The organism is Leisingera sp. S2M4, assembly GCF_055398055.1.
Genome location: NZ_AP040861.1, coordinates 2025480 through 2045655 on the forward strand (window position 1 = coordinate 2025480; position 20176 = coordinate 2045655).

Sequence of the window (20176 nt, forward strand, 5' to 3'; positions counted from 1 at the left end):
GATGACCCGTACCGTTTATGTGAATGGCGAATACCTGCCGGAAGACGAAGCCAAGATCTCTGTCTTCGACCGCGGCTTCCTGTTTGCCGATGCCGTTTACGAGGTGACCTCGGTGCTGGACGGCAAGCTGATCGACTTCGAGGGCCACGCGGTGCGGCTGCAGCGCTCGCTGGATGAGCTGGAGATGGCCAGCCCCTGCAACAAGGACGAGCTGTTGGAGATCCACCGCAAGCTGGTGGAGCTGAACGGCATCGAGGAAGGGCTGGTCTACCTGCAGGTCAGCCGCGGCTCTGACGGTGACCGCGATTTCGTGTTCCCCTCCGAGGACACCCCGCCCAGCCTGGTGCTGTTCACCCAGAACAAGCCCGGCCTGGCCGACAGCCCGGCGGCGAAAAAAGGCGCCAAGGTGATCTCGATCGAGGACATCCGCTGGGGCCGCCGTGACATCAAGACGGTGCAGCTGCTGTATCCGTCGATGGGCAAGATGATGGCCAAGAAGGCGGGTTGCGACGATGCCTGGCTGGTCGAGGACGGCTATGTGACCGAGGGCACCTCGAACAACGCCTATTTCGTCAAGGACGGTGTGATCGTGACCCGGCCGCTGTCCAACGACATCCTGCACGGCATCACCCGCAGGGCGGTCCTGCGCCTGGCCGAGGAAGCCCAGATGCAGATCGAGGAACGCCTGTTCACCATCGAGGAAGCCAAGGCGGCGGATGAGGCCTTCACCACCTCGGCCTCGGCCTTTGTGATGCCGGTGGTGGAGATCGACGGTGTGGCGCTGGGCGACGGCACCCCGGGTCCGGTGGCCAGGCGCCTGCGCGAGATCTACCTGGAAGAAAGCCGCAAGACCGCGATCTGACGCGGGTTGCTGTTGAACCGCAAAAGCCGCCCCACGGGGCGGCTTTTTTGGTGTCAGGTTGGCCGTGCGGGCCTCACGTCTTGTCGGCGACGTTTTCCTTGAAGGCCACCTCGAAGGCTGCCTGCGTCTCGGCACTGGCCTCGGTCTGGTGCTTGGCCTTCCACTCGGCCATCGGCATGCCATAGAAGATCTCGCGGGCCTCGTCCTTGCCCATTTCGATGCCGCGCGCGTTGGCGGCCTCCTGGTACCAGCGGCTCAGGCAGTTGCGGCAAAAGCCGGCCAGGTTCATCAGGTCGATGTTCTGCACTTCCGGGCGGTCCTGCATCAGGTGTTGCTGCAGGCGGCGGAAGGCGGCGGCCTGGAGTTCGATTTCGGTCTGCTTGTCCATCGCGGGCTCTCCGGGTTTGCGGGTGTCTTGGGCTGGCCTAGCAGCGGCGGGCGCGGCGGGCAATGGCCGAGCCGGGCGCGAGGGCAGGGCGGAACGGTCGCTCAGATCAGCTGCAGGGCCAGCCACGGGGGCAGCGCGGTCGCCAGGATCACGATCTTGTAGCTGCCCAGCCAGCGGTAGATCGCCAGTCGCACAGCCTCCGGCGCCAGGCCGAACATCCGCCCGTGCAGCCCGCAGATCCGGTCACGCAGCGCCAGCACCAGCAGCGCCGACAGGGTGAACAGGCCCAGGTGCAGCAGGGTCAGCCAGCCGAAGAAGGCCGAAAGCGTCTCATGGGTCATCGCGGCTCCTTTCTGCGGCAGCCCGGTCCTTTGGATATTGGGTGCCGGGCCTGCCTGTGCAACCTGCGCCGGTCCGCGGCGGGGAAAATCCCGCTGGCAACTGAAAAATGCCAAACTGTCATCCGCCTGATATGTTTTGCCGCAACCTGTTCGCAGCAGTTGCGCGACGCGGGGAATTGGGAGATAAGCACCTCAGCGCTGTTTGCGTTAACATATGCAGCCCCGAAGGAGATCCGCCCCATGAAACGTTCGCGCAGTGTCAAGATTGTCGCCACCCTCGGGCCGGCATCGGAGACCTATGACACCATCCGGGCGCTGCATGAGGCGGGGGCGGACGTGTTCCGCCTGAACATGTCGCACGGCAGCCACGAAGAAATCGCCGAAAAGCACCGCATCATCCGCCAGGTGGAGCAGGAACTGGACAGCCCGATCGCCATCCTCGCCGACCTGCAGGGGCCGAAGCTGCGTGTCGGCGTCTTTGCCAATGGCGCCGAGGAACTGGAGGAGGGCGCCGCGTTCCGGCTCGACCTCGACGAGGCGGCGGGCGATGCAACCCGCGTCTGCCTGCCCCACCCCGAGATCTTCCAGGCGCTGGAGCCGGGTGCGCATCTGCTGGTCAACGACGGCAAGATCCGGCTCAAGGTTGCCGACTGCGGCCCGGATTTTGCCGATTGCACCGTTGTCACCGGCGGCACCATCTCCAACCGCAAGGGTGTGAACGTGCCCGACGTGGTGCTGCCGCTGGCCGCGCTGTCGGAAAAGGACCGCGCCGATCTTGAGTTTGTCTGTGATCTCGGCGTCGACTGGCTGGCGCTGTCCTTCGTGCAGCGCGCCAAGGACGTGTTCGAGGCCCGCCAGCTGGCCGATGGCCGCGCCGCGGTGCTGTCGAAGATCGAAAAGCCGCAGGCGGTCGAGGACTTTGATGCGATCCTGGACGCCTCCGATGGCATCATGGTGGCGCGTGGCGACCTCGGGGTCGAACTGCCGGTCGCCGCGGTGCCGCCGATCCAGAAGCGCCTGGTGCGCAAGTGCCGCGCCGCCGCCAAGCCGGTGATCGTGGCCACCCAGATGCTGGAAAGCATGATCGAGAGCCCGATGCCCACCCGCGCTGAGGTCTCCGACGTGGCCACCGCCATCTACGAGGGCGCCGATGCGGTGATGCTGAGCGCCGAAAGCGCGGCAGGCCAGTATCCGATCGAGGCGGTGCAGACCATGAACAAGGTCGCGATCGAGGTCGAGGCCGACCCGACTTATGCCCAGATCATCGCCGCCTCGCGCACCGCCAAGGGCACCACCGTCGCCGATGGCATCGTCGCCGCCGCGCGCGAGATCGCGGAGAAGACCGAGATCAAGGCGATCTGCTGCTTCACCCAGTCCGGCACCACCGCGCTGCTGACCGCGCGCGAGCGCCCCGGCGTGCCGATCATCGCCATGACCCCGGTCAGCACCACCGCGCGGCGGCTGTGTCTCAGCTGGGGCTGCACCTGCGTGATGACGCCGGAGCTGGACCGCTTCAAAGGGGCGGTGGTCAGCGCCGCGCGGGCCGCGCGGGCCAATGGCTTTGCCGGTGAGACCGATCAGATCGTGGTCACCGCGGGCGTGCCTTTCAACGTGCCCGGCACCACCAACATCCTGCGCATCGCGCCCTGCGACGAGCGGTTGATTTACAGCACCGACCCGGAATAACATTTCCCTTACGTCAATGTGAACGTGAGGGGTGCCGGGGGATGGAGACGGATCTGCCGCTGGTCGCGGGTCTGGTCATCGGGGCACTGTCGGTGCCGTCTGTGCTGTCGGCCGTCAGCGAACGCCGCCCGCCGCGCGTGTCGCTGCTGTCGATCCTCGTCGCCATCGCGCTGGTCACCTACGCGGTGATGTTCAAACCCGGCGGATACCGTGTCGCGGATGTGCCAGAGGTGTTTTTCCGGGTGCTGGGGCAGCTTTTCTAGAGAATCCGCTTGCCCCGCCGCGCCGCTTTGCGTATTGGGCAGCCCTGTTCCGCGCGGCCGGCCATCGTGGCATGCCGAGTCGCGCGCCTAGCGAACCTGCATTGAAGGAGACGGAAATGCCCAAGATGAAGACAAAGTCGAGCGCCAAAAAGCGCTTCAAGATTACCGCCAGCGGTAAGGTGAAGGCGGGTCAGGCCGGCAAACGCCACGGCATGATCAAGCGCACCACCAAGTTCATCCGCGACGCCCGCGGCACCACCACCCTGTCGGCCCCCGACGCCAAGATCGTCAAGGGCTTCATGCCCTACGACCGCTAAGAGGAGATTGAGATATGTCCCGCGTTAAAGGTGGTACCACGACTCACGCCCGTCACAAGAAGGTCATCAAGGCAGCCAAAGGTTACTACGGCCGCCGCAAGAACACCTTCAAGGTTGCCCGTCAGGCCGTCGACAAGGCGAACCAGTACGCAACCCGCGACCGCAAGAACCGCAAGCGCAATTTCCGCGCGCTGTGGATCCAGCGGATCAACGCTGCCGTCCGTTCGCACGACGAGGCACTGACCTACTCCCGCTTCATCAACGGCCTGAACCTGGCCGGCATCGAAGTGGACCGCAAGGTTCTGGCCGACCTGGCCGTGCACGAGCCCGAAGCTTTCGGTGCGATCGTGCGCCAGGCACAGGACGCGCTGGCCGCCTGAGCCGCCAGCCACGTCTGAACATCTTCAAGGCCGCTCCATCCGGGGCGGCCTTTTTGCGCCGAACGGCCGCTTTGCGGGTTCATTTGGTTGCCAAGCCGGGCAAAGCCACCCATAGTCGCGCGATTGCTGACTTGGCTGGAGGCCGAAGATGAAAGCGACCCCTCACCCGCAGCAGGAAGACCGCCTTCTTGCCCTTCGTTCCTATGATGTCCTGGACACCGAGCGGGAGAGGGACTTCGATGAAATCGTCGAACTTGCCGCCGCGCTGTGCGGAACCGCGATTTCGGTGGTTAACCTGATCGATGCCGAACGGCAGTGGTTCAAGGCCGAGACCGGGCTGGGCGTGCGTGAGACGCCGCTGGAGACATCGATCTGCTCGCATGTGATCCTCGAGGAGGATTTCGTCGAGATCAACGACACGCTGACCGACCCGCGCATGTGCGACAACCCCCTGTGCCTGGCGGAGCCGGGGCTGCGGTTCTATGCGGGCGCGCTGCTGAAGACGGCCGAGGGGCTGCCGCTGGGCACGCTCTGCGTGCTCGACTACCAGCCGAGGGAGCTGAGCGAGGTCCAGCGCAACGCGATCAAGGTGCTGGCGCGGCAGGTGATGGCCCAGCTGGAGCTGCGCAAGTCGCTGCGCGCCGAAGCCGTGCTGCGCAAGGAGGCCGATCACCGGGTCAAGAACTCGCTGATGTCGCTGTCCGCCTTCGCGCGGCTGCAGCAGCGCAGCTACCACGCGCCCCAGGCGCAATCGGCGCTGGCCAAGGTCATCGCGCGCATCGACGCGATGAGCCGGGTGCATGAGCTGCTGTACAAACACGCCGAGCAGGGGCGCCTGTGTCTCAAGCCCTACCTCGAAGAGGTCTGTGCCCATACCGCCGAACTGGCGCCGCCGCAGGTGGCGCTGACGGTGGAGGCCTGCCCGGTGCGGGTCAGCGCGCCCCAGGCGGTGGCGGTGGGCACTTTCGTCAACGAGTTCATTGCCAATTCCTACAAGCACGCCTTCCCCGACAACCGTCCCGGCGCGCTGCGCATTGCGCTGGACCTGCTCGAAGAGGGCCGGGTGCGGCTGCTGTGCGCCGATGACGGGGTCGGCATGCCGGCCGATTTCGGCCAGGAGGGCACTGGTCTTGGCATCAAGATCGCCGAGGTGGTGAAGATGGAACTGCAGGGCGAGCTGTCCTACGGCACCGAGGGGCCGGGGGTCACCGCGACGCTGCTGTTCCCGGTCTGAGGTGGCCAAGGCCGCCCGGACCCTCGCCGGACCCTGACAGGACACCGGGCGGAACCCGAGCGGCAGCCTCTGCGTTGATCCCGTGACCGTGCCGCAAGGTCAGCCCGGGACAAACGCAGGAGGACGCCGTGACCGCCACCACCCCCTCAGAGGCCAGAACGGAAACCACCGCCACCACCGCGAAGCTCTACCGCATGGACATGCCGGGGCATCTTTGTCCCTACGGGCTGAAATCAAAGGCCCTGCTGCGATGGCAGGGCCATGAGGTCGAGGATCACCTGCTGACCACCCGCGAGGAAGTCGACCGCTTCAAGCAGGAAGCCGGGGTCGACACCACGCCGCAGACCTACATCGGCGGGACCCGGATCGGCGGCTATGATGCGCTGCGGAGCCATTTCGGCCTGCCGTTGCGCGCCGAGGGGGAGACCACCTACACGCCGGTCATCGCGCTGTTCGCAATGGCGCTGGGGATCGCGCTGGCGGCGCAATGGGCGGCCTTTGGCAGCCTCGCGGCGGGGCGCAGCCTGATCTGGTTCGTTGCGATCTCCATGTGTCTCCTGGCACTGCAGAAGCTGCGCGACGTGGAGAGCTTCTCCACGATGTTCCTGAACTACGACCTGCTGGCGCGCCGCTTTGTGCCCTATGCCTATTTCTACCCCTTCGCCGAGGGGCTGGCCGGTCTGCTGATGCTGGCGGGGATCATGACCTGGCTGGCGGCACCGCTGGCGCTGGTGATCGGCTCCATCGGCGCGGTGTCGGTGCTGAAGGCGGTCTACATCGACCGGCGCGAGCTGAAATGCGCCTGCATGGGCGGCAGCAGCGAGGTGCCGCTGGGCTTCGTCTCGCTCAGCGAGAACCTGATGATGGCGGCGATGGGCGCCTGGATGCTGCTGGGCTGACCCCTCCCTGATCCTGTCCGTCACCGCCTGCGGCGCAGCGGGGTGACACATGCGGTGCCATTGCCCCCGCGCCCCTTGCTTTCGCCCGCCCTTGTGGTAGCAGGGCACAAGCAGAATTCGAGGGGCCGTGATGGACGATCTTAAAGCCAAATATCTGGGTCAGATTGCAGAGGCCGCCGACGAGTCGGCGCTGGAGGCGATCCGCCTTGCCGCTGTCGGCAAGAAGGGCGAAGTGGCGCTGAAGATGCGCGAACTGGGCAAGATGACGCCCGAGGAACGCCAGGTCGCAGGCCCGGCGCTGAACGCGCTGAAGGATGAGATCAACTCGGCGCTGGCGGCCAAGAAGGCGGCGCTGGAAGATGCCGCGCTGGATGCGCGCCTGCGCACCGAATGGCTGGACGTGACCCTGCCCAGCCGCCCGCAGCGCCAGGGCAGCCTGCACCCGATCAGCCAGGTCCAGGAAGAGATCACCGCGATCTTTGCCGAACTGGGCTTCTCGGTCGCCGAAGGGCCGCGGATCGACACCGACTGGTACAACTTCGACGCGCTGAACATCCCCGGCCACCACCCTGCGCGGGCCGAGATGGACACCTTCTACATGCACCGCGCCGAGGGCGACGATCGCCCGCCGCATGTGCTGCGCACCCACACCTCGCCGGTGCAGATCCGCGCGATGGAGAAGATGGGCGCGCCCCTGCGCATCATCTGCCCGGGCGGCGTCTACCGCGCCGATTACGACCAGACCCACACGCCGATGTTCCACCAGGTCGAGGGCCTCGCGCTCGACAAGGACATCTCGATGGCGAACCTTAAGTGGGTGCTGGAGGAGTTCGTCAAATCCTTCTTCGAGGTGGACGACGTCGAGCTGCGTTTCCGCGCCTCGCACTTCCCCTTCACCGAGCCGTCGGCCGAGGTCGACATCCGCTGCTCCTGGCAGGACGGCACGCTGAAGATCGGCGAGGGCGACGACTGGATGGAGATCCTCGGCTCCGGCATGGTGCACCCCAAAGTGATCGCCGCGGGCGGCATCGACCCCGAGGTCTACCAGGGCTTTGCCTTCGGCATCGGCATCGATCGTCTGGCGATGCTGAAATACGGCATCCCGGACCTGCGCGCCTTCTTTGACAGCGACCTGCGCTGGCTGCGCCACTACGGCTTCCGCAGCCTCGACGTGCCGGCGCTGCATGGCGGGCTCAGCAGGTGATCCGCCGGGAGTGATCGATGCTATTTGACCGGGACCATCAAAGCGGCTCTGCCGCGAAACGGCGCAAATACGCGGCCTACGAGATCGTCTACACGATCATCGATTTTTCTGCCGCCTTGTGCTTCGTTGTGGGGTCGGTCTTCTTTTTCGACGAAAGCCTGAAAACGGCAGGCACCTGGCTGTTCCTGTTCGGCTCCATTCTGTTTGCCGCCAAGCCCACGCTCCGCCTGGTGCGGGATCTGCGGCTGGCGGCGATGGGGGACGACGAGGATCTGGCCCAGAGGTTCAAGGACTAAACACATGAAATTCACGCTTTCCTGGCTGAAAGACCACCTCGACACCGACGCCAGCGTCGAGGAAATCACCGAAGCCCTGACCGATCTGGGCCTTGAGGTCGAAGAGGTCGTGAACCCGGCCGAGCGGCTGAAGGATTTTACCCTCGGCTATGTGAAACATGCCGAGAAACACCCCGATGCCGACAAGCTGCGGGTCTGCAAGGTGGACACCGACGAGGGCGAGATGCAGATCATCTGCGGCGCCCCCAACGCGCGCGAGGGCATCACCGTGGTGGTCTGCAAGCCGGGCATGTATGTCCCCGGTCTCGACATCACCATCGGCGTCGGCAAGATCCGCGGCGTCGAGAGCTTCGGCATGATGGCCTCCGAGCGCGAGCTGGAGCTGTCGGACGAGCACGACGGCATCATCGAACTGCCCTCGGGCAACGTCGGTGACCGTTTCGTCGACTGGCTGGCGGAAAACGATCCGGCCAAGGTCGACCCGGTGATCGAGATCGCCATCACCCCCAACCGCCCCGATGCGCTGGGCGTGCATGGCATCGCCCGCGATCTCGCGGCGCGCGGTCTCGGCACGCTGAAAACCACCAGCTATGAATCCATCCAGGGCGATTTCGCCAGCCCGATCAAGGTGACCATCGACGAGGACACGCTCGACGGCTGCCCGCTGTTCACCGGCCGGGTGATCCGCGGCGTCAAGAACGGCCCCAGCCCGCAGTGGCTGCAGGACCGGCTGAAGGCGATTGGCCTGCGCCCGATCTCGGCCCTGGTGGACATCACCAACTTCTTCACCTTCGACCAGAACCGGCCGCTGCACGTGTTTGACGCTGCCAAGGTCGAGGGCGACCTGCGTGTGCACCGCGCCCAGGGCGGCGAGGTGCTGAAGGCGCTGGACGAGAAGGAATACACCTTTGAAGCCGGGCAGATGGTGATCTCTGATGCCAACGGCCCGGAAAGCATCGGCGGCATCATGGGCGGCGAGGCGACCGGCTGCACCGAGGAGACCGTGGACGTCTTCCTCGAGAGCGCCTTCTGGGATCACGTGCAGATCGCCACCACCGGCCGCGCGCTGAAGATCAACTCCGATGCCCGCTACCGCTTCGAGCGCGGCGTGGACCCGGAGTACACCATCGAGGGCCTGCACCGCGCCACCAAGATGATCCTCGAGCTTTGCGGTGGTGAGCCGTCCGAGATGGTGATCGCGGGCGACGTGCCGGACCATTCGCGCGCCTACAAGCTGGACGCGGGCCGGGTGCAGTCGCTGGTGGGCATGGACATTCCCGAAAGCGATCAGCGCCAGACGCTGACCCGTCTCGGCTTCCGCCTCGAGGGCAACATGGCGCATGTGCCGAGCTGGCGTCCCGACGTGCAGGGCGAGGCCGACCTGGTGGAAGAGGTCGCGCGCATTGCCTCGCTGACCAAGCTGAAGGGCAAGCCGCTGCCGCGGCTGACCGACGGCATCCCCAAGCCGGTGATGACGCCGCAGCAGCGCCGCCAGCAGATGGCGCGCCGCACCTGCGCCAGCCTCGGCTACAACGAGGTGGTGAGCTACACCTTCATCGACAAGGCCTCGGCGACACTGTTCGGCGGCGGTGATGACGCCACCATGCTGGCCAACCCGATCTCGTCGGAGATGTCGCACATGCGCCCGGCGCTGCTGCCCGGCCTGTTGCAGGCCGCGGCCCGCAACCAGGCGCGCGGCATCATGGACCTGGCGCTGTTCGAGGCCGGTCCTGCCTTCCACGGCGGAGAGCCGGGCGAGCAGCACAACCTGATCTCCGGCCTGCTGGTGGGCCGCACCGGTCCCAAGGATGTGCACGGCGCCTCGCGCGCGGTGGACGTCTATGACGCCAAGGCCGATATCGAGGCGGTGCTGGCCGCCATCGGCGCGCCCGCCAAGGTGCAGATCCTGCGCGGCGCCGACAGCTGGTGGCACCCGGGCCGCCACGGCAAGATCTGCCTCGGCCCGAAAAAGGTGCTGGGCGTCTTTGGCGAGCTGCACCCCAAGGTGCTGAAGGAAATGGGCATCAAGGGCGCCGCGGTGGCCTTCACCATCTGGCCGGACGAGGTGCCGCTGCCGCGCAAATCCGGTGCGGCACGCCCGGCGCTGGCGATCAGCGACCTGCAGGCGGTGGAGCGTGACTTTGCCTTTGTCGTCGATGCCGATGTCGAGGCGCTGACGCTGGTCAACGCGGCGGCCGGTGCCGACAAGGCGCTGATCGAAGACGTGCGCGTCTTTGACGAATTCATCGGCGGCTCCTTGGGCGAGGGCAAGAAGTCCCTGGCCCTGACCGTGCGCCTGCAGCCGACCGACAAGACGCTGAAGGAAAAGGACATCGAAGCGGTGAGCGAGAAGATCATCGCCAAGGTGACCAAGGCCACCGGCGGCACCCTGCGCGGCTGAGGCCGCGTCCGGGGCCGTTGGTGACAGTCCCGGGATCTGCAGTTTCTGCATGGGCAGCGCTCCTTTCCGGGCGCTGCCCTTTTCATGTTCGCCGGGCAGTCTCATGCGGGCGGTGGACGCGCCGGGCGGCTTGGGGGATACTCCGGCCTGCTGTCGGGGCCGGAGCAGAGTGCCCGGACGGCAGGACACAGGATTATGTCACCCGGGCATGCGGGGCGGTCGATCTGTCGGCGCGCGCCTGCCGGGGGCCGCGAAAAGGAATGAACCATGGCATTGAACGTCTACCTCTCGGGCGAGATTCACACCGACTGGCGGGAGCAGATCATCGAGGGCGCCAAGGGGCTGGAGGTCAGCTTTGCTGCGCCGGTGACCGATCATGACGCCAGCGATGATTGCGGCGTCGCGATCCTCGGTGCCGAGGAGAACAAGTACTGGCACGACCACAAGGGGGCGATGGTGAACGCGATCCGCACCCGCAAGGGGATCGAGGACGCGGATGTCGTGGTGGTGCGCTTCGGCGACAAATACAAGCAGTGGAACGCCGCCTTTGATGCGGGCTATGCGGCGGCGCTCGGCAAGTCGATCATCGTGCTGAGCCCGCCGGAGCATCAGCACGCTCTGAAGGAAGTCCATGCCGCCGCCCTGGCCGTGGCCGAGGAGCCGCGCCAGGTGGTTGAGATCCTGGCCTATGTGCTGACCGGAAAACTGCCTGCATGAGCCCCCGGAACCCGCCGGTTCTGGAAAGCGAACGGCTGATCCTGCGCCCGCATGTGGCGCAGGATTTCGACGCGGTGGCCCGGCTTTGGGCCGACCCGGAGGTGGTGCGGTTCATCTCTGGCACGCCGGCCACACGCGAAGAAAGCTGGGCGCGGCTGCTGCGCTATATGGGCCATTGGCAGGCGCTTGGCTTTGGCTATTGGGCGGTGACGCTGCGCGATGGCGGCGACTTTGTCGGCGAGGTCGGCTTTGCCAATTTCCGCCGCGACATGCAGCCGGGCCTGGACGACGTGCCGGAGGCGGGCTGGGTGCTGTCCCCGGCCGTGCATGGGCGCGGCATCGCCAGCGAGGCAGTGGCCTGCATGCACCGCTGGGCCGAGCAGCACACCGACTGGAGCGAGACCGCCTGCATCTTCGATCCGGCCCATGAGGTGTCGCAGAAGGTGGCGCGACGGCTGGGTTACACCCCGCGCCCCGAGGCGCGCTACAAGGGGGGCACGGTTCTCGTGATGGCGCGCCCGATCGCGCGGTAGGCGGACCCCCGGCACCTTGGCCGCGCGGGCAGGTGGCAACCCTTCGTTAAGTCGGCTCGTGTAAACAACTGGCGCTGAACAACTTTCATTCTGGGATGGTGCCTGTGGCCGCAGGCATCGCAAAGCGCGTATGACCAACCGCCGAAGACCCGCCTGGCAGATCACCCCGTTGATCGAGGACGGTGGCCTGTTCAAACGGGAAGTCCGCGATGTCGCGGTGGAGCTGGTGCCAGTGTTCTGGCGCAACAATCGCAATGATCTTCTGGTGACGGGGCTGGTGCCGCCGGGCACCGAGATCGAAGTTGTCTTTGCCGGCCGGCGCACGCGGGAGGCGGTGTCGCTGGTCGATCGCATGAAACATCTGCGCCGACAGGGGCTGCGCTGTGCCGACAGCGGGCATGAGGCGCTGAACGCGGTGCGCCAGCTGCGTCTGGCGGTGCAGATCCGCGGCACCTGGCGGCTGCGGTTCGAGCGGGACGACAGCGGCTGGGAGGCAAAGAAATACCAGCTGATTGCCGCGCAATGGGCGTTTCACGACCTCGACGGCTTTCGTGTCGTGGCGGGCTGCCCGCCGGCCGAACCGGAACCGGCGCAGCGGTTGCAGGAGCGCGCCCGCGCCGAGCGGGCCCGGCTTGCCGCCCGCCGCAGCCGGGCCGCCGCCCCGCGCGACGGCGTCTGAACGCCGCGCGGCGGGGCTGCGCCTGCGCCGCCGGGGCGGCACGGGCCTTGGTCATGGTCGCGGTGACGCTACCGGGACGGGGCGGGGTCAGCCCTCTTTCTGGATTTCCACGCTGTGCGGGTAGGGAATGGAGATGCCCCGGGCGTCAAAGGCTTCCTTCACGCCCTGGGTGAGGGCGAATTTCAGCTCCCAGAAATCTTCGGACTTGCACCAGACGCGGGTGGTCAGATCCACCGAGCTGTCGCCGAGGTTGGTGACCCGGACCCAGGGGGCGGGATCCTGCAGCACGCGCGCATCGGCGTTGACCTGTTCGAGGATGATCGCCTTGGCCTCGTCGGCGTTGTCGCCGTAGTCGATGCCGAAGACGAGCTCGACGCGGCGGGTGGGGTGATGCGAGAAATTCTTGATGATCGCGCCCCAGGCCTGACCGTTGGGCACGATGATCTGCACGTTGTCGGCGGTGGCCAGTTCCGTGACGAAGAGGTTCAGATCCTTCACCGTGCCGGAGGTGCCGCCGATGTCGACAAACTGGCCGATCCGGTAGGGGCGGAACAGGATCAGCATGAAGCCGGCCGCCAGATCGCTGAGCGTGCCTTGCAGCGCGAGGCCGATGGCCAGGGTGGCGGCGCCCAGCATGGCGACCAGGCTGGTGGCTTCGATGCCGAAGATGTTCAGGACCGCAACCAGCACCACCGCCAGCAGCACCCAGCGGACCGCGCTGGCCGCGAAATTGCCCAGGGTCGGGTCGATCTGCGGGGTGTTGTTGATCCGGTTGCGCACCGCGGTGCTGATCCAGCCGGTGGCGATCCAGCCGAGGACCAGCACCACCAGTGCCTTCACCCCGCTCACCAGCAGGGGCCAATAGGCGCCTGCCTGTTCCATCATCTGTTCCATCTTCACTGTCCTGAATGGTTTTTCTCTGTGCGGCGAATGTTTCGGAAAGCGCCGGCTGTGGCAATAGCGCGCAGGGGGGAAAGATCGTCGTGGCGCGGCTCAACCACAGGTGGCCCCGACGCCGCTGTGCCCAATCGGCAACGTGCTGGCCCCCATGACGCGCGTAAGGCGGTGCTTTCCTGTTGCGCCGGGTGGGCCGACGGCCAGTATCGCTGAGGGGCGACCGTCAGGGAGGGATGACAGCATGGGGAAGGCCAACCCGCTCGAGGGGCAGTATGACTACATCATCGTGGGGGGTGGCACCGCCGGCTGCGTGCTGGCCAACCGGCTGAGCGCCAACCCCGCCAACCGGGTGCTGCTGCTGGAGGCCGGCGGGTCGGACAATTACCACTGGGTGCATATCCCGGTCGGCTATCTCTACTGCATCGGCAATCCGCGCACCGACTGGATGATGAAGACCGCCGCCGAGCCGGGGCTGAACGGGCGCAGCCTGGTCTATCCGCGCGGCAAGGTGCTGGGCGGCTGCAGCTCGGTCAACGGGATGATATACATGCGCGGGCAGTCCACCGACTACGACCAGTGGCGGCAGCTGGGCAATCCCGGCTGGTCGTGGCAGGACGTGCTGCCCTATTTCCTGAAGTCCGAGGACCACCATGGCGGCGCCAGTGCGCTGCACGGGGCAGGCGGCGAGTGGAAGGTCGCAAAACAGAAGCTGCAGTGGGACATCCTGCGCGCGGTGCAGGAGGGCGCGAAGGAGTTCGGCATCCTGCCGCGCGCGGATTTCAACGATGGCAGCAACGAGGGCTCGGGCTTTTTCGAGGTGAACCAGAAGAACGGCGTACGCTGGAACACCGCCAAGGCCTTTCTGCGCCCGGCGATGAAGCGGGCGAACCTGCGGGTGCTGACCCATGCCGAGACCGCGCGGCTGACGCTCGAGGGTCGCCGCGCCACCGGGGTCGAATTCTATCGCGGCGGCCAGCTGCACCGGGTTGAGGCGCGGCGCGAGGTGCTGCTGGCGGCGGGGGCGATCAACTCGCCCAAGCTGCTGGAGCTGTCGGGCATCGGCAATCCGGAACTGTTGCAGCGGCTGGGCATCTCCGTCTGTCACGCGCTGCCTGCGGTGGGCGAGAACCTGCAGGACCATTTGCAGCTGCGCACCGTGTTCAAGGTGCGGGGCGCCAAGACGCTGAACACGCTGGCAAACTCCTGGACCGGCAAGCTGCGCATCGCGGCGCAATACGCCTGGAACCAGAGCGGGCCGATGTCGATGGCGCCAAGCCAGTTCGGCATGTTCACCAAGTCGGACCCCTCGCTGGAGATGCCGAACCTCGAATACCACGTGCAGCCCCTGTCCACCGACAAGCTGGGTGATCCGCTGCACCGGTTTCCGGCGATCACCGTCTCTGTCTGCAACCTGCGCCCGGAAAGCACCGGCAGCAGCCATGTCACCACCGCCGATTTGGCGCAGCAGCCGGAGATCCGGCTGGGCTACCTGTCGGCGCAGGCCGACAAGCGCGTGGCCGTGGCCTCGATCCGGCAGGCGCGGCAGATCATGACGGCCCGCGCGCTGGCGCCCTATGCGCCGGAGGAGATCCTGCCCGGCCCCGCGGCGCAAAGCGATGCGGAGCTGCTGGAGCAGGCGGGCAATATCGGCACCACCATCTTTCACCCGGTCGGCACCTGCCGCATGGGCAGCGACGCGGCGGCGGTGGTGGATCCGCAGCTGCGGGTCAACGGCATCGAGGGGCTGCGCGTCGTGGATGCCTCGATCATGCCGCGGATCGTGTCCGGCAACACCGCCTCGCCGGTGGTGATGATTGCAGAAAAGGCCGCCGACATGATCCTGCGCCCGGCCCAGGCAGGCTAGCCGCCGCCGCAAGGGCGTTTCAGTCCAGGAAGAACAGCAGTGTCATCCCGAGGCCAATGACGGTGACGAAGTGGCGCAGCAGGTCGGTGCGGTGAATGCGACGGCTGAGGCGGGCGCCGAGGTAGCCGCCGACGGTTGCGCTGATTGCCATGATCAGGGCGGGCTCCCAGGCGATCAGCCCGGCGCTGATAAACATCGCCGCCGAGGCCAGTGAAACCACCGCCGACAGCAGGCTCTTGAGCCCGTTCATGCCGTGCAGGTTGACGTAGCCGATGAACCCGAAGGTGGCGAGCAGCATGATGCCGAGGCCGCCGTTGAAATATCCTCCGTAGATCGACACCGCGGTGAGTGCGGCCGCCGAGGCGACGGCGCCGACCTGGCCCGCCCCGTGGCGACGGGCAAGGCGCAGCAGGCGGGGGCCGAAGGCAAACATCAGCGTGGCCAGCAGCAGCAGCCAGGGCACCACCCACAGGAAGGTCTCGCCGGGCGTCACGATCAGCAAGACAGCTCCCAGCAGGCTTCCGAGCGCGCCGATCAGCGCGATGGCGCGCAACGACAGGCGGCCCTCGGCGCGCATGTCGTGGCGAAAGCCCCAGGCGCTGCTGAGGTACCCGGGCAGCGCGGTCAGCGTGGCGGTGGCATTGGCCGCAACGGGCGGCACCCCGATGTGGATCAGGGCGGGCAGGCTGAGGAAGGTGCCGCCACCCGCCACGGCGTTGAGCATGCCCGCGGCCAGCCCGGCGGCGGCCAGCAGCAGGGTTTCGGCGACGCTCATGTGCGGCGCCTGGATCTTTCCGCACCGCCGGGCTGGCCTGCGGACAGCGGCAGGCGGGCGCGCAGGCGCTGCATCAGGCTGCGGCGGTCGGGGTATTCCAGCACCACCGCCGCGGTGGCCTCCAGCGCGTGGCGGGCGGCGCGGGCGGCTTCGAGATCGCGGAACACCTGCGCCTCGGTGTCGGCGGCGGGCCCATCGGTGCCTGCGCGGCGGGTGCTCTGGTGGGGTTCAGTCATGGCGCTCTCCTGGTCGGTCTCCTGGATTCTTGGAGAGCGCCTTTGTGCTGCGCCGTGGATTGGTCTGCAAATTGGCCTGCTATATTTTCGGCGAGAGGGATGCGCGGGGCCGCACGAAAATGGCCCCGCCGACAGGGCAGGGCCATTTCGTTTCGATCCAAAAAATGCGGTGGGGCGCAGGCCGCCCCTTAGGCCAGGTCGATGTCCTCCACCTCGGGGTCGCTGTCGGCGCCGATCTCCGCGCTGCCGTCGTCCTCGAGGCTGAGCGCCGCCATCAGGTCTTCGCCGGAGGTCTCTGCCATGTCCATCAGCGCCTCGTCATAGGCGGCCAGCACGTCGTCGGCGTCCTCAAAGCCGCCTTCGGGGGCGTCGAGGCGGAACAGCTCCTGCGGGTTGCCGTCCGGGTCGGTGCCGTAGAACACCACGGATTCCAGCGCGGCGGGGTCGCCGCCGACCTCGTCCGAGAGGTAGAAGGACAGGTAGTTCTCGAAGGTCGCCTCGGTGCCCTCGGGCAGCGCCAGGTTGTTGTAGGGGTTGGGGTCGGGTTCCTCGTCCAGAATGTAGGCGCCGCTGATCGGAAAACCGGTGTCGGAGAATTCTTCGCCGAAGAACACCTTTTCATAGGTGGGCTCTTCCGGCTCCTCGGGTTCCTGCGGGTCACCGCTGACGGCCTTGATCGAGCCTTCTTCGGTGGTGGTCGAGGTGGCGCGGATGCCGAAGATGCTGATGTCGTCCAGGCTGGCGGCGTCCAGTTCCACCGTCATGGTGTCGCCGGTCTGCAGGTAGGTTTCCTTGTCCTCGCCCTCGGGGCCGAGACCGGGCCTGCTGAGCTCGGTGGCCGCGTCCCATTGCACCTTTTCGCCGTCCAGGCTGGCGCCGTTCATGTTCAGCGGACCTTTCAGCGATTCGCTGGAGCCGGAAAAATCCTCGTCGCCGAAATAGATCGCGTTTACGTCCATCGCGCCTTCGCCGACGGTGATGTCGGCATAAAAGGCACCCGCTTCCTCGTAGACGGTGACGGAGTAGGCGAGGCCTTCTGCTTCGTATGTAAAGACTTTTGTGTTCTCAGGCACTGTGTTTGATCCCCCATGGCCGGTAATCGCTGCGCGCGCCGCCTAAGGCCGACCTCCGTGGGGCGGGCACATCGCAATATGGGCACAATTTTAACAAACTTTGTGACGGTTCGGCACGTGATGTGCGGAAACAATCGGCGGCGATTGTTGCGACCTCGGAGCGGTGGCCCGAAACGGGAAAGCCCCGCCTGAGGGGCGGGGCTTGGGAGGGGTTGGAAGGGGCGGTGCGTTACTGCTTGAGCGCCAGTTTCGGCGACAGAACGTCGATCCCCAGGGCTTCACCCACGGCGTAGTAGGTCAGCTGGCCCGCATGCACGTTGAGGCCGTTCAGCAGGTGCGGATCGTCCTCGCAGGCCTGACGCCAGCCCTTGTTGGCCAGGTTCAGCAGGAACGGCAGGGTGGCGTTCCCCAGCGCCTGGGTCGAGGTGCGGGCAACCGCCCCCGGCATGTTGGCGACGCAGTAGTGCATGATGCCGTCGACCTCGTAGATCGGCTCGGCATGGGTGGTCGCCTTGGAGGTCTCGAAGCAGCCGCCCTGGTCGATGGCCACGTCCACCAGCACCGCGCCGGGCTTCATGTCCGACAGCTGCGCGCGGGAGACCAGTTTCGGCGCCGCCGCACCCGGGATCAGAACCGCGCCGATCACCATGTCGGCTTCGCGCACCAGCTCGGCGGTGGCGCCGGCGGTGGAGTACTGGTTCTTGAAGGTGCCGCCAAAGACGTCGTCCAGGTACTTCAGGCGGTTCAGCGAGCGGTCCAGCACGGTCACATCCGCGCCCATGCCCGCGGCGATCTTGGCCGCGTGGGTGCCGACGACACCGCCGCCGATCACCACCACCTTGGCCGGGGCCACGCCGGGCACGCCGCCCATCAGCACGCCACGACCGCCGTTGGCCTTTTGCAGCGTCCAGGCGCCAACCTGCGGTGCCAGGCGGCCAGCCACTTCGGACATCGGCGCCAGCAGCGGCAGGCCGCCGCGGTCGTCGGTGACGGTTTCATAGGCAATCGCGGTGCAGCCCGATTCCAGCAGGTCCTTGGTCTGCTCCGGGTCCGGTGCCAGGTGCAGGTAGGTGAACAGCAGTTGACCTTCGCGCAGCATCTTGCGCTCAACCGCCTGGGGTTCCTTGACCTTGACGATCATGTCCGCGGTGGCAAAGATTTCTGCGGCGGTGTCGAGGATCACCGCCCCGGCCGCGGCATAATCCTCGTCGGTGAAGCCAGCGCCAAGGCCGGCGCCTTTCTGGATAACGACCTCATGGCCGTTGTGCACGGCTTCGCGAGCGGCGTCCGGGGTCATGCCGACGCGAAACTCCTGCGGTTTGATCTCGGTTGGGCAGCCGATCTTCATGGGATTTCCTCCGTAAATTGTGGAGGACATTTTGCCGCAGTTCCGACAAAATGTGCTGCTTTTTTAAGCGAAATAAAAACATGCCAATCGAAGATTCTTTGGTTATACTGCCGGTCTGACGCAAGGATCTTCGACATATGGCGCTAGACGAAACAGATCGTCGCATACTTTCGGTTTTGCAAAAGCAGGGACGGATCTCCAACGCCGACCTGTCGGAACGGGTAAACCTGTCGGCCTCGGCCTGCCACCGGCGGGTGCAGCGGCTGGAGGCGGAGGGCTACATTCGCGAGTATGTCGCGCTTTTGGATGCGCGCAAGATGAACGTGCCGACCACGGTGTTCGTCGAGATCACCCTGTCGGGGCAGGCGGATGAGCTGCTGGACGCCTTCGAGAAGGCCGTGGCGCTGACCCCGGATGTGCTGGAGTGCCACCTGATGGCGGGCACGGCGGATTACATTCTGAAGGTGGTGGCGGAAAACACCGATGATTTCGCCCGCATCCACCGCCAGCATCTGTCGCGCCTGCCCGGGGTGGCGCAGATGCAATCGAGCTTTGCCCTGCGGACGGTGTTCAAAACAACGGCACTTCCGGTCTGATCCGCCGGGATGCGGGGCCCGGGCGCAGGGGCGTCGCGCTTTTGCGCTTGAACCCGGTCGGGATTTCCGCTGTCCTTGGGTCAGCCCCGCCGGACGCCCCGGACCCTGCGCCAAGCAGGGGAATCGTCCCGCGCCCGGCACTGCGACATCAAACCGTTACATGCCGTCCCTAAGGGCGGTGTCTGCATGACCTGACAAGGAAGGAGTCCTGCCTGTGACCCGCGAATTTGAAACCGCTTCCCTCGACTGGCTGGAAGCGGAGCTGCAGGACACGCTGGATGAGGACATCGAGATCGAGTTCGCAGAACCGATGCTGTCGCGCGAGATCCGCAAGATCTACCGCGAACAGCACCCGGAAATGCTGGACCGGAAGGTCTATTTCCGCAACCTTCTGCGGCTTCAGGCCGAGCTGATCAAGGTGCAGGACTGGGTGCAGCATACCGGCGCCAAGGTCTGCATCCTGTTCGAGGGCCGCGATGCGGCGGGCAAGGGCGGCGTGATCAAACGCATCACCCAGCGCCTGAATCCGCGGGTTGCGCGGGTGGTGGCGCTGCCCGCACCCAGCCGCCGCGAACAGAGCCAGTGGTATTTCCAGCGCTACGTGCCGCATCTGCCGGCCGCGGGGGAGATCGTGCTGTTCGACCGCTCCTGGTACAACCGCGCCGGGGTCGAGCGGGTGATGGGATTTGCCAGCGACGACCAGGTGGAACAGTTCTTTCAGGACGTTCCCGAATTCGAGCGGATGCTGGTGCGCTCGGGCATCATCCTGCTGAAATACTGGTTCTCGATCACCGACGAAGAGCAGCAGCTGCGCTTCATGATGCGGATCCACGACCCGATGAAACAGTGGAAGCTGTCGCCGATGGACCTGGAGAGCCGGATCCGCTGGGAACAGTACACCAAGGCCAAGGAGGAGATGTTTGCGCGCACCAACATCCCCGAGGCCCCCTGGTTCATTGTCGAGGGCAACGACAAGAAGCGCGAACGGCTGAACTGCATCGAGCACCTGCTGACCAAGATACCTTACGAGGAGGTGCCGAGCGAGAAGGTCGAGCTGCCGGACCGTGAGTACAACCCGGACTACGAGCGCCGGGTGCTGCCGGACGAACTGTACGTGCCCAAGGTCTACTGAGACCGGCTGCACGCAAAGGTAAACGGGCGCGCCACGATGGCGCGCCCGTTTCGGA

Annotated in this window: 23 protein-coding genes; 16 read left to right on the forward strand and 7 right to left on the reverse strand. The window is 66.1% G+C overall.

Annotated features, from left to right (window positions below):
* The first annotated feature begins 1 nt into the window (after position 1).
* Entirely contained in the window at positions 2-862 is an 861-nt protein-coding gene (locus ACZ52D_RS09845; protein WP_464441202.1) for a D-amino-acid transaminase, read from the forward strand.
* Between the two features lie 73 nt (positions 863-935).
* On the opposite strand, the gene ACZ52D_RS09850 is transcribed toward ACZ52D_RS09845, so the two are convergent.
* Together ACZ52D_RS09850 and ACZ52D_RS09855 are read right to left on the reverse strand one after the other, a co-directional pair.
* On the reverse strand, positions 936-1250 hold the full coding sequence (locus ACZ52D_RS09850) for a DUF1244 domain-containing protein (RefSeq protein ID WP_464441203.1): 315 nt from the start codon (positions 1248-1250) through the stop codon (positions 936-938).
* A 101-nt stretch (positions 1251-1351) separates the two neighbouring features.
* Positions 1352-1591, reverse strand: a complete 240-nt coding sequence (locus ACZ52D_RS09855; RefSeq protein WP_464441204.1) for a DUF6868 family protein — start codon at positions 1589-1591, stop codon at positions 1352-1354.
* A gap of 240 nt (positions 1592-1831) precedes the next feature.
* On the opposite strand from ACZ52D_RS09855, the gene pyk reads away from it, so the two are divergent.
* The 12 genes from pyk to ACZ52D_RS09915 all read left to right on the forward strand — a co-directional run bounded on the left by pyk (position 1832) and on the right by ACZ52D_RS09915 (position 12200).
* Positions 1832-3277 carry a pyruvate kinase gene (gene pyk, locus ACZ52D_RS09860; protein ID WP_464441205.1) on the forward strand — a complete coding sequence of 482 codons (1446 nt, stop codon included), beginning with the start codon at positions 1832-1834 and terminating at the stop codon, positions 3275-3277.
* 41 nt (positions 3278-3318) lie between these two features.
* Positions 3319-3540: a hypothetical protein gene (locus tag ACZ52D_RS09865; RefSeq protein ID WP_222454720.1), complete on the forward strand. Its 222-nt coding sequence runs from the start codon at positions 3319-3321 to the stop codon at positions 3538-3540.
* 116 nt (positions 3541-3656) lie between these two features.
* Positions 3657-3857 (forward strand): 50S ribosomal protein L35, encoded by a 201-nt coding sequence (gene rpmI / locus ACZ52D_RS09870; RefSeq protein WP_222454721.1) that lies wholly within the window; start codon positions 3657-3659, stop codon positions 3855-3857.
* A gap of 14 nt (positions 3858-3871) precedes the next feature.
* Positions 3872-4237 carry a 50S ribosomal protein L20 gene (gene rplT / locus ACZ52D_RS09875; RefSeq protein WP_008206278.1) on the forward strand — a complete coding sequence of 122 codons (366 nt, stop codon included), beginning with the start codon at positions 3872-3874 and terminating at the stop codon, positions 4235-4237.
* A gap of 148 nt (positions 4238-4385) precedes the next feature.
* Entirely contained in the window at positions 4386-5471 is a 1086-nt protein-coding gene (locus tag ACZ52D_RS09880; RefSeq protein ID WP_222454722.1) for a sensor histidine kinase, read from the forward strand.
* A gap of 194 nt (positions 5472-5665) precedes the next feature.
* A complete protein-coding gene (locus tag ACZ52D_RS09885; protein WP_464443131.1) occupies positions 5666-6370 on the forward strand; it encodes a glutaredoxin family protein in 705 nt (234 codons plus the stop codon).
* A gap of 130 nt (positions 6371-6500) precedes the next feature.
* On the forward strand, positions 6501-7574 hold the full coding sequence (gene pheS, locus ACZ52D_RS09890; protein WP_222454724.1) for a phenylalanine--tRNA ligase subunit alpha: 1074 nt from the start codon (positions 6501-6503) through the stop codon (positions 7572-7574).
* A 17-nt stretch (positions 7575-7591) separates the two neighbouring features.
* Positions 7592-7870, forward strand: a complete 279-nt coding sequence (locus ACZ52D_RS09895; RefSeq protein ID WP_222454725.1) for a YrhK family protein — start codon at positions 7592-7594, stop codon at positions 7868-7870.
* Positions 7871-7874: 4 nt separating this feature from the next.
* Positions 7875-10271, forward strand: coding sequence for a phenylalanine--tRNA ligase subunit beta (pheT, locus tag ACZ52D_RS09900; RefSeq protein WP_222454726.1), 2397 nt, complete (start codon positions 7875-7877; stop codon positions 10269-10271).
* A 267-nt stretch (positions 10272-10538) separates the two neighbouring features.
* On the forward strand, positions 10539-10988 hold the full coding sequence (locus ACZ52D_RS09905) for a YtoQ family protein (RefSeq protein ID WP_464441206.1): 450 nt from the start codon (positions 10539-10541) through the stop codon (positions 10986-10988).
* Positions 10985-11521, forward strand: a complete 537-nt coding sequence (locus ACZ52D_RS09910; protein WP_464441207.1) for a GNAT family N-acetyltransferase — start codon at positions 10985-10987, stop codon at positions 11519-11521. The genes ACZ52D_RS09905 and ACZ52D_RS09910 overlap by 4 nt, the downstream gene beginning before the upstream one ends.
* Before the next feature lie 130 nt (positions 11522-11651).
* Entirely contained in the window at positions 11652-12200 is a 549-nt protein-coding gene (locus ACZ52D_RS09915; protein ID WP_222454729.1) for a hypothetical protein, read from the forward strand.
* Positions 12201-12287: 87 nt separating this feature from the next.
* Here the strand turns inward: ACZ52D_RS09915 and ACZ52D_RS09920 are convergent, their stop codons facing one another.
* A complete protein-coding gene (locus tag ACZ52D_RS09920; RefSeq protein WP_417473117.1) occupies positions 12288-13094 on the reverse strand; it encodes a mechanosensitive ion channel family protein in 807 nt (268 codons plus the stop codon).
* Positions 13095-13338: 244 nt separating this feature from the next.
* On the opposite strand from ACZ52D_RS09920, the gene ACZ52D_RS09925 reads away from it, so the two are divergent.
* Positions 13339-14961: a GMC family oxidoreductase gene (locus ACZ52D_RS09925; RefSeq protein ID WP_464441208.1), complete on the forward strand. Its 1623-nt coding sequence runs from the start codon at positions 13339-13341 to the stop codon at positions 14959-14961.
* Positions 14962-14980: 19 nt separating this feature from the next.
* Here ACZ52D_RS09925 and ACZ52D_RS09930 read toward each other — a convergent pair whose 3' ends face one another.
* The 4 genes from ACZ52D_RS09930 to ald all read right to left on the reverse strand — a co-directional run bounded on the left by ACZ52D_RS09930 (position 14981) and on the right by ald (position 18393).
* Positions 14981-15736 carry a sulfite exporter TauE/SafE family protein gene (locus tag ACZ52D_RS09930; protein ID WP_464441209.1) on the reverse strand — a complete coding sequence of 252 codons (756 nt, stop codon included), beginning with the start codon at positions 15734-15736 and terminating at the stop codon, positions 14981-14983.
* On the reverse strand, positions 15733-15972 hold the full coding sequence (locus ACZ52D_RS09935; RefSeq protein ID WP_464441210.1) for a hypothetical protein: 240 nt from the start codon (positions 15970-15972) through the stop codon (positions 15733-15735). Before ACZ52D_RS09935 ends, ACZ52D_RS09930 begins: the two co-directional genes overlap by 4 nt.
* Positions 15973-16160: 188 nt before the next feature.
* On the reverse strand, positions 16161-17045 hold the full coding sequence (locus ACZ52D_RS09940) for a hypothetical protein (RefSeq protein WP_464441211.1): 885 nt from the start codon (positions 17043-17045) through the stop codon (positions 16161-16163).
* 229 nt (positions 17046-17274) lie between these two features.
* Positions 17275-18393 carry an alanine dehydrogenase gene (gene ald / locus ACZ52D_RS09945; RefSeq protein WP_464441212.1) on the reverse strand — a complete coding sequence of 373 codons (1119 nt, stop codon included), beginning with the start codon at positions 18391-18393 and terminating at the stop codon, positions 17275-17277.
* Positions 18394-18530: 137 nt separating this feature from the next.
* Here ald and ACZ52D_RS09950 point away from each other — a divergent pair, with 137 nt between their 5' ends.
* Positions 18531-18989, forward strand: a complete 459-nt coding sequence (locus ACZ52D_RS09950; protein ID WP_222454736.1) for an Lrp/AsnC family transcriptional regulator — start codon at positions 18531-18533, stop codon at positions 18987-18989.
* 214 nt (positions 18990-19203) lie between these two features.
* A complete protein-coding gene (ppk2, locus tag ACZ52D_RS09955; protein WP_369928799.1) occupies positions 19204-20121 on the forward strand; it encodes a polyphosphate kinase 2 in 918 nt (305 codons plus the stop codon).
* Positions 20122-20176: the final 55 nt, after the last annotated feature.